Origin of the sequence: Pseudogracilibacillus sp. SO10305 (genome assembly GCF_037072005.1) — a bacterium.
In the GTDB taxonomy this organism is placed as follows: Bacteria; Bacillota; Bacilli; order Bacillales; family Amphibacillaceae; genus Pseudogracilibacillus; species Pseudogracilibacillus intestinigallinarum.
Window position 1 is genome coordinate 46,998 of sequence record NZ_JAXHDE010000012.1, and the last position, 13,023, is coordinate 60,020.

At 37.7% G+C, this 13,023-nt stretch carries 14 protein-coding genes; all 14 read right to left on the minus strand.

Annotation, left to right across the window (positions count from 1 at the left end):
• Position 1 precedes the first annotated feature (1 nt).
• Positions 2–1,600, minus strand: coding sequence for a terminase large subunit (locus SPD45_RS10350; protein WP_336267728.1), 1,599 nt, complete (start codon positions 1,598–1,600; stop codon positions 2–4).
• Positions 1,601–1,895: 295 nt separating this feature from the next.
• Positions 1,896–2,912 carry a hypothetical protein gene (locus SPD45_RS10355; protein ID WP_336267664.1) on the minus strand — a complete coding sequence of 339 codons (1,017 nt, stop codon included), beginning with the start codon at positions 2,910–2,912 and terminating at the stop codon, positions 1,896–1,898.
• A 48-nt stretch (positions 2,913–2,960) separates the two neighbouring features.
• Positions 2,961–3,179 carry a hypothetical protein gene (locus SPD45_RS10360; RefSeq protein WP_336267666.1) on the minus strand — a complete coding sequence of 73 codons (219 nt, stop codon included), beginning with the start codon at positions 3,177–3,179 and terminating at the stop codon, positions 2,961–2,963.
• Between the two features lie 117 nt (positions 3,180–3,296).
• Positions 3,297–3,791, minus strand: coding sequence for a gamma-glutamylcyclotransferase family protein (locus tag SPD45_RS10365; protein ID WP_336267667.1), 495 nt, complete (start codon positions 3,789–3,791; stop codon positions 3,297–3,299).
• Positions 3,792–3,833: 42 nt separating this feature from the next.
• Positions 3,834–4,733 (minus strand): amidoligase family protein, encoded by a 900-nt coding sequence (locus SPD45_RS10370; protein WP_336267668.1) that lies wholly within the window; start codon positions 4,731–4,733, stop codon positions 3,834–3,836.
• Positions 4,734–4,835: 102 nt separating this feature from the next.
• Positions 4,836–5,063 carry a DUF4314 domain-containing protein gene (locus SPD45_RS10375; protein ID WP_336267669.1) on the minus strand — a complete coding sequence of 76 codons (228 nt, stop codon included), beginning with the start codon at positions 5,061–5,063 and terminating at the stop codon, positions 4,836–4,838.
• Positions 5,060–5,710 carry a virulence protein gene (locus tag SPD45_RS10380; RefSeq protein ID WP_336267670.1) on the minus strand — a complete coding sequence of 217 codons (651 nt, stop codon included), beginning with the start codon at positions 5,708–5,710 and terminating at the stop codon, positions 5,060–5,062. The genes SPD45_RS10375 and SPD45_RS10380 overlap by 4 nt, the downstream gene beginning before the upstream one ends.
• An 88-nt stretch (positions 5,711–5,798) precedes the next feature.
• Positions 5,799–7,037, minus strand: a complete 1,239-nt coding sequence (locus SPD45_RS10385; protein ID WP_336267671.1) for a site-specific DNA-methyltransferase — start codon at positions 7,035–7,037, stop codon at positions 5,799–5,801.
• Positions 7,038–7,100: 63 nt separating this feature from the next.
• Positions 7,101–7,652, minus strand: a complete 552-nt coding sequence (locus SPD45_RS10390; protein WP_061114380.1) for a P27 family phage terminase small subunit — start codon at positions 7,650–7,652, stop codon at positions 7,101–7,103.
• 105 nt (positions 7,653–7,757) lie between these two features.
• The gene (locus SPD45_RS10395; RefSeq protein ID WP_336267672.1) at positions 7,758–8,123 is read right to left on the minus strand and encodes an HNH endonuclease; all 366 of its coding nucleotides are present in this window, start codon (positions 8,121–8,123) and stop codon (positions 7,758–7,760) included.
• A gap of 214 nt (positions 8,124–8,337) precedes the next feature.
• Positions 8,338–8,796, minus strand: a complete 459-nt coding sequence (locus SPD45_RS10400; protein WP_336267674.1) for a hypothetical protein — start codon at positions 8,794–8,796, stop codon at positions 8,338–8,340.
• Positions 8,793–10,151 (minus strand): DEAD/DEAH box helicase, encoded by a 1,359-nt coding sequence (locus SPD45_RS10405; RefSeq protein WP_336267675.1) that lies wholly within the window; start codon positions 10,149–10,151, stop codon positions 8,793–8,795. Before SPD45_RS10405 ends, SPD45_RS10400 begins: the two co-directional genes overlap by 4 nt.
• Positions 10,132–10,413, minus strand: coding sequence for a VRR-NUC domain-containing protein (locus SPD45_RS10410; protein ID WP_336267676.1), 282 nt, complete (start codon positions 10,411–10,413; stop codon positions 10,132–10,134). Before SPD45_RS10410 ends, SPD45_RS10405 begins: the two co-directional genes overlap by 20 nt.
• A gap of 259 nt (positions 10,414–10,672) precedes the next feature.
• Positions 10,673–13,018: a virulence-associated E family protein gene (locus SPD45_RS10415; protein WP_336267677.1), complete on the minus strand. Its 2,346-nt coding sequence runs from the start codon at positions 13,016–13,018 to the stop codon at positions 10,673–10,675.
• Positions 13,019–13,023 lie beyond the last annotated feature (5 nt).

A 13,023-nucleotide genomic window follows, 5' to 3' on the forward strand; every position in this document is an offset into this window, starting at 1 on the left:
TTTAGAACACAATCAATCCTCTATCATCATAAACTGAATCACTTGTTCCGCTTCTTCTTATCGCTCGGTCAAGTGCCATAATTGTTGCCACCGCACCATCAATCTTTTCCGTTGATTTTTCCTTGTCAGGTTTAATGTTTCCAGCTGGATCCGTTCGAACATGAATGTTATCCATCATCCAACGTAAAACTGGGTGTCCACCATGAGCAAGTTTTTCTTCTAATGTTAATTTCATTAATTCCTTTGATGATGGGCTCATATCTTTAAAACCTTGTCCAAAAGGAACTACAGTAAAGCCTAATCCTTCGAGGTTTTGCGTCATCTGAACAGCACCCCAACGGTCAAATGCTATTTCCTTTATATTGTATTTCTTTCCTAATTCTTCGATGAACTTTTCAATATAAGCATAGTGAACAACGTTTCCTTCTGTTGTTAGCATGTGACCTTGTTGTTCCCACACATCGTAAGGTACTCTGTCTCTATCCACACGTTGTCTAATATTTTCTTCTGGTATCCAAAAGTATGGCAATATCACATATTTATCATCTTCATATTCTGGTGGAAAGATTAAGACAAATGCGGTTATATCTGTTGTCGATGATAAATCGAGTCCCGCATAGCACTCTCTACCAATTAAACTTTCAGGGTCAACTGGCAAACCACATCTGTCCCACTTTTCCATTGGCATCCATCTGACAGATTGCTTTACCCATTGATTCAGTCGTAACTGCCTAAACAAGTTCTCCTCAGCTGGATTTTGTTTCGCACTTTCACATGCTTGTTCGACTTTCTCAATATCAACTGTAATTCCTAGTGATGGATTTGCCTTCTTCCAAACTTCTGGATCTGTCCAATCATCATCTTCTTCTGCACCATAAATAACAGGATAAAAAGTAGGGTCTATTTTTCTTCCTTCAAGTACATCTTTTGCTTTTTGATGTACTTCGTAACAAATTGAGTGTTGGTCATTACCTGCTGTTGTAATTAAGAAGTACAGTGGTTGTTTCCTGGCATCTCCTGAACCATGAGTCATAACATCATATAACCTTCGATTCGGTTGTGCATGAAGCTCATCAAATACAACCCCATGAACGTTCAATCCATGTTTTGTATAAGCTTCCGCAGATAGCACTTGATAAAAACTACCCAATGGTTTATAAATCAATCGCTTTTGTGAAAGGACTGGTTTAAATCGTGCTTTAAGTGCGGGTGATTGTTCCACCATGTCGACAGCAACGTCAAATACAATCGATGCTTGTTGCCTATCCGCAGCACATCCATACACTTCTCCACCATGTTCAAAATCACCACATGTTAAAAGTAAGGCAACCGCAGCAGCAAGTTCTGATTTTCCTTGTTTCTTGGCTATCTCAATATAGGCAGTATTAAACTGTCGATAACCATTCGGCTTCATTGTTCCAAACACATCTCGAATAATTTGTTCTTGCCAATCAATCAAATCAAAGTTTTTTCCGAACCATTCACCCTTTGTGTGTTTTAAACAATTAATAAAATTTACTGCCATGTCAGCCGCATCTTTGTCATAGTATGATTGTTCCGCTTTAAAAATCGTAGGTTTATATACTTCAAGCTTTCTAATTGCCACCACCTCCCCTAGCAAATAATTTTAAAAAATTAAATGTATTTATAAAAATTTGCATGTCAAAAAAGCCCAGACCGAAGTCTGAGCTTTAGAATACCTATTTAATTGCTCCACAATCGCACCCGATGATTGAATAAAGTTATTAAACAATCGAGGCGGTTCGGTCTTTCATAAAAATTATATATATTATGCGATTATCACCTAAAACACTAAAAAGAAGTGATATACTAAATCAATAACTTATTGAGAATTGATAGCATGAAAGCATTTAATGACAAAAAATAATAATTTTTTATTCTTCATCAAACTCAACATTCCCTATAAAATCCGCAACCTCATAGGGTTCAAAGGGTTTTATATACTGTTCCTTAGCATCATCTATAACTTCTTCTCCCGTTTTTAGGGCATGATTTAAAGGTATTGGATATACTCTGATATAGCCATCCTCAACAGATGAATAAGTATAACTAATTTCATCTCGTCTTGTTTTATTTTTTAAATATATATTAGTGACATCTTCTGGATATTCAACGTCACCCTCATCAATAGTATGTGGAATAAAGTCACCTTTGTTATTGTAGGTTACACCAATAACTGGTTTATCGCCGTCATATTCTGAACTAAATGCTTCCCAGAAATCAAGACTTGGTACACCCCTTAGTGTCATAATAATTCGTGCATAATCGATTTCTGATTGCTTATAATTCTCTTGTAATTCCTTGTCAGACATGGGGTAATAAATAAAGTCTTCCGTATCTTGGTGATAAAGAACTTTTTGATCTCCATCAAAACGTAACTCGAATTGTTCTGTTCCGCTTTCGCTATGAGAACCCCAAGCTTCATTTTCATCGCTATCTACATCTATTTCCAAAGTGTTTTCATCTATATGTTTGTCCTGAATGATAGACGTCATATCGTAATCCCAACGATTAAAAGTTCGATAATCATCGTCTCCTAAGACTAGGATATTTGATATTATAGGCGAATTATAGGGTTCGCCTTCAAATACCACATATGTACCTTTGAAATCTTCATATGTATACGTTTGATTTTCAACAATTTCATTCTCTGGTCTTTCAATTTCCGGATCCTTCACTCTTGTTTCTTCTTTATCAGTCTCTCCCCTTACTTCCAGGTCTTTTGGTTCATCTACAATTTCATCTTTACTACCAAAAGTATAAAACTCAATAATTCCGAATGTTACACCGAGTACAACGATCATCCAAAGCCACCATTTCTTGTAAATTGGTTTTCGTGGTCTTGATCGAATCTCATTTCCATGTTCATCATAAAACCTTTTTCTTGTCATTAGCTCTCCCTCCTTTGCTGTTATGAAATGATTAGACATTGATTGTTATCAAATTTCTCCCATTTCCTTCAATTCTTCGTACTGTTCTACAAAAAAACCTCGATCTTCTAAGCAAACAACTTTCTTTTCTGGACCCTCAGGCAACTCTAATTCACTAAGAAATTCGCCACATGCAAAACATCGACCTAAAAATTCTTCTTTCGAAAGTACATTTTCATCCTGATACTTTATCCAATTTTCAATCTCAACCTCACTAAATTTGCTCATATAATTCACCCTTCTTTATTTTATGTCACTATTTTATTTAACAAGGTTTACCATAGCTTTTCTTACGCAAAACGGTCCTTTTGCTGAACATTCAACTTTGTTTATATATTATCATAATTATTCGAACTTCTCTAATTCTCCCACATTAGACTCATTTTCTAAGGTAACACTATCTTTTTCATATGAACCTTCAACTGCTCTATGTAAATATTCATCATCAAATCCTGCACTTTGATAACCTTCTAAAATGGTTGAGTAATAGTAACAACTCGGCTGATCAAGTGGTCTGCCTTCATTCATAATATAGACCATCGCATTTACTGTCTTTTTATCAACTTTAACTTTCATCATTTCTTTTCTATATAGATGGGGCCATCCCTCATACCGGTCGAGTGCTTTTTCGTCATTGGGCGTAATCTGCCACACAAGGGCTGGAACGCTTTCCCCCTTGCATGGTTCAACCGTTGCAACTGCATGCGCGTGTGGCCCCCTAAAAACGAGTTTGTGGTCCTTTATTTCACTTGTTCCTACTACCTTTGCGGTTGGACACCTGTTTGCCATTTGCTCTAGATTTAAATTTGATCCGTAGGCAATATATAATTTCACCATCATTTCAATCCTTTCACAATTTACTTTTGAATGATCCCAGGTGGCTTAACCAACCCGGAATCTCCATGCTGCTGACCCTGATAAAGGTTTAGTTAAATGCGCTCTACAGTTTGCAAATTCTTCTCCAATCAATCCGATTCGATTGAGGTATGTTCGCATGGCGAATTTTTCATTTTCAACTTGGGGCTTTTTCGATGATGCACTTTTCTGTGTTAATGCTTGGTTGTTTATCGCTAAGGACAAAACGATAAAGCTTCTAATCTTCCCGGCGTGAAGAACGCTGTTAAAGCCTCGTAACTCAACGGTTCGATTTCTTCTGAAAAAGCTGTGTAAGTTTAGAAAGTGGTATCGGCTATTGTGATAGTGTCTACTTCTGCTTTCATTGTAGCCTTCGTACCAAATGTCCTCGATTTCTCGCATTGTCTTTGGCTTTTTTCGGTTCATCTTTTCAACCAAAATGTCATCCATCCGTTTGCAATAACGCATTCTCTCATTCTTGATTTCTAGTGCTTTGTAAAATAAGTCGTTTCTACTTGCGATGATGTTTACAAAGTTTCTTATGCTTCTTGGTGTATGTGGACTACCGTCTAAGTGAATGTGAATGCCACAAGATGAATTTGTAAAGGCTCCCGCTTTCCGTATCCTTCGAACAAGCTCCTGTAAAGTGTCAATGTCTTTTCGGTAAGTTAGAATTGGGCTTACAATTTCAACACTGTAATCTCTGTTTGCATTAACCCTTCTGCCGCTTCGACTAACTTGCGTTCGAATACTTCCGTCATAAACAAATTCCCATATCCGTCCGTCTGGAGCCTTCACTTTCTTTACATCGTAATATGTTCCACCTTCGATGTATTCTCCTTCAAGAAACTTTGCCGCTACCTTCGATGCTTTTTCTCTTGTAATTCCTGTAAATTCAATTTCAATTCCAAACTTTTCGTTTAACATTTTATCATCCCCTTTTAGAGTGTATGTGTGTTTTCGTTACATACATATATCACTCTAAAAGCCTTATATATCAAGTGTTACCTACACTTTTGGGCTGTGTTTTTATTGTTCGATGATTAGACACTTATCGACTCCAAATACAATGCCGAGTGAACTTCCTTTATCCCACTTAATGTGAATTGTTCCTATATGATCAACGTAGGAAACTGTTCCTTCATCACCTGGGATAAGATTTGAATATGGATCATCCATTTCAATCAAACGTACTCTTGTTCCAGGCTGATATTGCTTTTTTAACTTGGTCAGCGATTCTTTCGTTATGTTGTTCATGAAGCTTCCTCCATCTTTTTTGTTCTTTTAAATGAAGAATCACCTGACAACTTTGACATCAGAAGCTTTCTGTCGGCTTTATATTCACCGCCTATAAAATTCAGCTTTAACAGGAAACATCGAAATGCATATTTTTCGTTTTCGACTTGTTTTTCAACTGCCGTCACTCGTTTTTGTTTCAGGGCTGTTTCGCATAATGCGACAATGAATTTTGTATATGTTTCTAGTTCCTCTGGTGTCAACTCTCTTTCAAACCAAGGAAAACTTATACGGTCATCTTCCAGTACAATTTTAGTTGTTTTAATAGCTAGTGCTCGCTTAATTAATGTACGTTTACTTTGAATCAGTTTTTCTAAATTCTCGATTGTTTGTTCATCAAAGGCTTCCCGCGGGTATTCGATAGAAAGGATATAAGTTTCTAGTTTCTCATCCTGCGGTGCTTCAAAGCTATGTTCACTTTTCAACGTTTGGATTAACTCGTCATTAGGTGGTCCTTCCAATGTGCCAAACCTATCAACTACATAATCTCCAATCTGATATGCAAAGCTTGGTGTTCCTTTGTAATCAAAAGGAATATTCAAATGTTTGCTTACAGATTCGACCAGCTTTTTCCGTTCCTTCCCCTTCACATTAAATTTTACAATCATTTTTTATTCCACCTTTCAATTTTGGTACATACATATATCACTCTAAAAGGTGTTTATATCAAGTGTTTTGAACAGTTAATATTAATTTTTAAGCACTCTTACTCGCTTCAAGTTCGCTATAAGCAATCTTTTTATTATTTCGAATGACATACACGTTCTCATCCGTTCCAACTTGTTCAATGTATCGTTTCGCAATCACATCACAAAACTTTTCATCTAATTCAATCATGTAACATATTCGGTCGGTTTGTTCCGATGCAATTAAAGTCGAACCAGAACCACCAAACGGGTCAAGTACCATACTGTTTGTTAAACTTGAATTCATAATTGGATAGGCAATTAAGGCAATTGGTTTCATCGTTGGATGGTCGGCATTTCGTTTAGGTTTATCAAACTCCCAAATAGTCGATTGCTTTCTATCTGAATACCAGCGGTGTCTACCATTCTTTTTCCAGCCAAATAATATCGGTTCGTGTTTCCACTGATAAGGTGAACGGCCAAGTACAAGTGATTGTTTCTTCCATATACAAGTTCCAGATAAATAAAAACCAGCTTCTTCAAATGCTCTGCGGAAATTAAGACCTTCTGTATCCGCATGAAACACATAAATGCTGCCATCTTTCGCAAGCGCATCTTCTGTGTTCTTAAAAGCATCCAATAGAAACTGGTAAAATGTATCATTTGCCATATTATCATTTTTAATTTTCCCCGCACTGCCTTCATAATCAACATTATAAGGTGGATCAGTGACAACCAAGTTTGCCTTTTTATCCTCCATTAACTTATCAAACGTTTCTTTTTTCGTACTATCCCCACATACAAGTCGGTGTCTACCTAAAATCCATACATCACCTTGCATTGTTATTGGTGGATTTTGAAGTTCTTCATCGACATCGAAGTCATCATCTTCTACTCCATCTCGAAGTGTATCTTTAAACAAATCATCAATTTCAGCAGCGTCAAAACCTGTGAGTGAAACATCAAAATCTGCTGCATCTAAATCTGTCATCAGTACAGCTAATTTTTCTTTATCCCAATCACCGCTAATTTTATTTAAAGCAACGTTTAATGCTTTCTCTTTTTCTTCATCTAATTCGACCACGACACATTCGACTTCAGTTCGTCCCATGCTTGCCAAAACTTTTAAACGTTGATGCCCCCCAACCACTCTTCCAGTTGTCTTGTTCCAAATGACGGGATCAACATATCCAAACTCTTCAAGTGACCGTTTAATTTTTTCATATTCACTATCACCAGGTTGTAAATCTTTTCTCGGATTGTAGTCAGCGGGAATGAGTTGTTCTAAATTAATCTTTTCAATAATCATATTTTAATGCACCTCATTTATCTCTAAATCGTTACAGGAGAGCTCGCCCGCTACGATTAATTTTTATTTACCTTTACGCATCGTTAATAGACGTTCCATCATATCATCCTGAGGGTTCGCTCCAATAAATTCCGTTGCACTGTTTTCTCTTATTATTTGGTAAATTTCTAACCAGAGTCGATTGGTTTGTGTCATGAAGTTTTGACTCATAGCAACATACGGGCTTTGCATAGCATTTCCCGTTGTTGGATGTTTTGCTAAAAAGCCAAACTCTGTCACAGCTGCCTCGCACTGCATCCATCTTGCTGCACTCATAGCATACCTTTCTAAAAGTTGCGGCATGATTAAATGAGCACAGTCCCTTTCATTTAACCAATTCCACGTTTCTTCATAAATTTCTGCCGCTTCAAGAGTTGAACCGTCCTTTTCAGTGGCAGATAGCATCTCTCTTGGCGGTGGCATTTCTTGTCCTTGAAGGTCAGGTGCATGTGTAAATTCGAGCACTTCTAATTTTCGTCTACCTGGATTTCCATCTTCTAATTTTTCGTATAATGGCTTTCTTTTACGCCCAGAACCAACCCGAGCACCGCCCCTATTTGTTCCATCCTTGGCCATTTCAACACCTCATTTCTGCTCGCCCCCTATATACCCTCTTTGAAATCGCGACTTTTTGCGTGACGTTCCCCGCCCGTTGTCCACATCATAAGTTGTAGAGATTGATTACCCCCTACCCCTTCGCCAACGATCACCATCTCGTGCGGTAATCGATGAGTGACAAGGTGTGCAAACAGACATCAGATTGCTTTCGTCATGCGTTCCACCTCTTGACAGCGGTAGGATGTGGTGTACTTCTTGCACTGGGGTTAGCTTTCCGTTTCGTTTACACTCTTCGCAGAGCGGGTTCTTTGAAACGTAACGGTCACGTATCCTCTTCCAGGCACGTCCGTATCGCTTTGCGGTGTTTGGATCACGTTGATACCTTTCATATCTTCTCGCCTCTGCCTTCCGGTGTTCATCACAAAAGCGTTCACGCGTTAACTCAGGACATCCTGGCTGTGAACAAGGTCGCTTTGGTTTCCTTGGCATAACTTTCACCTCCAAACAAAAAAGCCCCCGCAGGATTTCTCCCACGAAGGCTCTCAATATTTTGTCTATATTAATACCATAACATGCTAAATGTCAAAAAGCGTCCGCAATATTACTCACTTGAATATTCAAAGGTCCATTTTGTTTCTCTTTGATACTTTTTCCATACTACCACTATAACCTGCGTAATGTCTAAATGCATCCGCGATTTTACTCACTTGCCATAAAGCAGTAGTGTCAACCTATCCAACGCTCTATTCTTTTTGTTGTAGGCGGATGACCTTTCAATCTTAAAGTAATCACAAATCGTATGCACAGCATCGGTTCGTCTTTGGTTTTCCACCATATAAAATTCATACAAAACAAACTGTTCATCTTCAGTTAACTCATCCCAAGCAGGCTGGAACCAATTCATATATTCGATGGCCTGTCTTAATCTTTCTTTCAGCACATCAATTTTATCGATGCTATATGCAATACGATTTTCATTTGCTTTTGGATTGTGAACAGAAGGCATGCCATCATTCACTGGTGCACTTGGGGACAACATTCCGTCATGAAGGATTGCAATATCATCATCGGTATTATCGATAATATGTTTCATGCTATTGTAATCTTTTAGCACATCAATCGTTGCTGCTCGTTTATCCAAATAATGCCATACAATATTCATACAGGAATTCCCCCTTTTAATGTTGCCTTCACCGCATCAATGAGTGCTGACTGCGTATTATTCTTTTTATTTAAAGCATCCATCACTCGTTCGTCCATTGTATCTTTTGCGATTAAATGATGGATAATCACTGTGTCTGTTTGTCCTTGCCTGTACAGCCTTGCATTTGTTTGTTGGTATAACTCCAAGCTCCAGGTTAGTCCAAACCATACGAGTGTTGAACCACCCGCTTGTAAATTTAAACCATGTCCTGCGGATGCGGGATGAATGGCTGCAATTTGAATCTTTCGCCCGTTCCATTTTTTAATGGAATCACTACTTGTTAAAATTTCTACTTTAAACCGATTTTGTATTCGGAGAAGGTCATGTTTAAACCAATAAGCAATTAATACAGGTTTACCGTTTGCCGCTTCAATGATATCTTCTAACTTTTCGAGTTTTCGGTCATGTATTTGAGTGACAGAACCGTTATCATCGTAAACTGCACCATTTGCCATTTGAAGAAGTTTATTTGATAAAGCCGCTGCATTTGAAGCGGTTATGTCCTCACCTTTTATCGTTGTAATCAAATCACGTTTCATGACATCAAGCGTTTCTTTTTCTTTCTGATTTAACGAAACAGGCATTTCATTCATGACTAAATCGGGTAGTTTTAAATAGTCCGTCCCTTTCATGCTGATAGTGATATCGCTTATTTTTTCATATATCGCTTCTTCTGCCCCTGGTTTTGGTTTATATGAAAAAATCATATGTTGATTTCTTTTGTCAGGATCAAAGTAGGATTCTCTAAAACGTCCAATGAATTTTCCAAGCCTTTCACCCATATCAAGTAATCGGTACTCCGCCCATAAGTCCATTAAGCCATTCGATGAAGGTGTTCCTGTTAAACCAACTATTCTTTTAATGTTAGGTCTCACTTTCATCAAACTTTTAAAGCGTTTTGATTGATGAGATTTAAACGATGATAATTCATCAATAACGACCATATCAAAATTAAAATCGATACCGCTTCTAGCAATCAACCATTCTACATTTTCTCGGTTAATGATATAAATGTGCGCGTCTAAATATAATGCTTCTAAGCGCTCTTTTTCTGTCCCAACAGCAACTGCATAAGTTAATCCTTTCAAGTGCCTCCATTTTTCAATTTCTTCTGGCCACGTATTTCTAGCAACCCTGAGCGGTGCGATTACTAAAACACTATTAACTTCAAATCGCTCTAACATCAATTCGTAAATAGCAGTCAATGTAATAACACTCTTACCTAGACCCATTTCAAGAAATATTGCCGATATAGGATTTTCTATAATAAAGTTTGTTGCAAACTCCTGATATTTATGTGGCTTGAATTTCATCCAACATCCCTCCAATACTTTCAGGATCATCTAGACAAAAGACTATAAAACCTAGTGATTCTAACTGCTGTTTTCTTTTCTGCTGAAGCGGTCTGAGTTTATTTCCTGGGGATTTCACTTCAATAAAGCCAATTTTCCCGTTTGGTAGTAACACTAACCGATCGGGCAATCCATCAAAACCTGGTGATGTAAGTTTAATAGATAAACCCTTCATATTTTTGACCGCTTTGCTTAATTTTAACTCGATAGATTTTTCTCGCATTCCAAACTCTCCTGTTCCAAACGTTTTTAAACTTTCTTACGCGCGTATATGCGTATTTGCGTGATTTTATCCTATATTCTTATATTTTCCTAATATCATATTTTTCTTGGAACATTGGAACATGTTTTTTACAAACCCTTATACGACATAGGTTGATTGCTGTTCCTAACTATGTGACGAACTTCTTTTATTTTGTTCCAGGAACATAATAATCTGTTCCAATGTGATGTTTTTGTTCCAAACTCGATTTTTTGGAACGTCACTTTTTTAATTCATACACCCACTGCGTTCCGTAAATGGGAAGTCTCTTTTTCTTTGATAAACCTGTCCAGCCACCAATGCTGGCCATAATGGTTGATATTTCGTTACCATCTATCCGTCTTAAATTGGAACGTTCCTTTTGGAAACATTCGCACCAAATCTCCATATTAGAAACATGCTCCCGTTTCCAAACACCTTGTTTTGGACTATCACCAAATTCAGTTCCATTGATAAATGCTCTACGTTCAAATAAGTCCATATCGTCCCAATCATTAGGAAGTAGCGTTTCAAGGTATTCACGAACCAAACCTTCTCGCTCGTCCGATTCCATCGCCATTCGTTGTTCTTCTTTTGCTAACTGATCAATATCATGTTCAAGGTACAGCTTTTCACCCTGCTTCACGTATTCGAGTGTTTCTGCCCATATTTGCAGCACTTCTTCTTCAGTTACTTCCCACGATTTCTTTACTCCATCGCCTGGAGTTTTCACAGGCCAAAATCGTCTGTTACCTGTCGTATCCCTTAAATAACCTTTTTCAGCATTAGTTGTTCCAAAGAATACACATTGCCTTAAATGTGGTGTAACTCTTTTTGCAAAACTCGCTCGATAAATGTCGTTTTGTCGTGAAAGGAAACTCCTCAGTGTTTCTACTTCTGCTTTTTTAAGTCCAGCAAGTTCTCCGATTTCAATGATCCAGTAACCTTGTAATTTCTCAGCAGCTGTCTTATCTTTTGTGTCCGATAAACTTAAGCTGTCCGAAAACCATTCACCACCAAGCCTTGCAATAAGCGTACTTTTCCCGACTCCTTGAGGTCCGTTTAAAACGAGCATTGAATCAAATTTAATGCCAGGTGTGAGAACTCTAGATATTGCCGCACATAATGTTTTCCTTGTTACAGCACGAACATATGGATTATCATCCGCTCCTAAATAATCAATTAATAACGTATCGACTCGCGGCACTTTATCCCACTCGGGCAATTCATCAAGGTAATCTCGAATCGGATGATATGATCTATCATCAGCTACTTTCGCAATTGCTATATCATAATTTCTAGCCGAGAACGAACCATAGTGCGTATCAATATAACTGACTAACTGAGCATCGTCCGCATCCCGCCAATATTTAGATGGATGCGACCAAGGCACAGGACTTACAATCTCCAAATTATCCGATAACTCATTAAAAACAATACCTTGAAGGTTTTCATCATGTTCCAATATTAAAGTTAGATTTCTTAGTGTATTTTTAACTGCACCTGTTTTATCAAGGTCAAGTTGTCCTTCCCAGTCATCTTCTGTAAATTCAATCTCTGCTTGTTCTTTTCGCTCTTCTGCAAACTGCACTTTCACCAGTTCATCCTTTAAAGCAAATTCCGTCATTGCTTTAAAGGATGGTAGCTTTGTTGTCGCTGTTGAATAAACTGATTTATCATCTAAATCTTGAAACAAATGTAATCGAACCAAATCAAATGCATTTAACAAATATCCCGATGCAGGGTCTGTCGCATGATGGCTATAAGCGAACTTCCTATTATATACAACAACACCTGCAGATGAATCAGCTGGAATATAATCATATCGACCTTCCATCGAACTAGGTTCATATACGTGGGATAAAAAAGTGTCTATCGTTTCTTCAATAGAATAAGCCCTACAAAAAGCACCAATAATTCCGTCCTTTTCTAATGGATCAGCCTGTTTTTTGATGTTTCGTTGTACAACTTCGGATTGTCTTGATGACACAGGCCACGTTGTCGTATCTCTCCAATCGTCATATTTCGACAAATAGAAATCGGGATCTAATAACTCACCATCTTTTTTCTCAAAAAAGAACTCACCATTTGATGGTGTCGATGGCCAGTACATTAATCTTGAGGGTTCATATGTTGTATCATCAAAATAATCAATACCGATTTCTTTTGCGACCATTCTTGCTACTGCTGGATATTCATCTTCCGAAACATCACGTTTAAACGGAATAATTAGACGTAGCCTTGGTTTTTCTGGAGTGTGTTTATGTGTTGAATATACGCAGCATTTAAAATCATAAAGAAGTTCAATTTGATCCCAAATACCAGGTACTGCGTAGTCCATATCTAGAGTAAGAAGTGAACGAGACAAAACATGTCCGTTCCTTCTTTTCCCCTGCTTTAAAGCACCGCCAACAAAGCCACCAACATCCTTTGTTGCATCTTGTTTTGCACGATTCATTTTTTTATATTCATCTACCGTTTCAGTTGTACGGATTGTCTGATTTACAAGATTTATAAACTCGTCCCACGTTACATCTTTGTTCTTCCACTTTCTGTCCATTCGACTATTTCCGACAGCTATTTTCATATCGA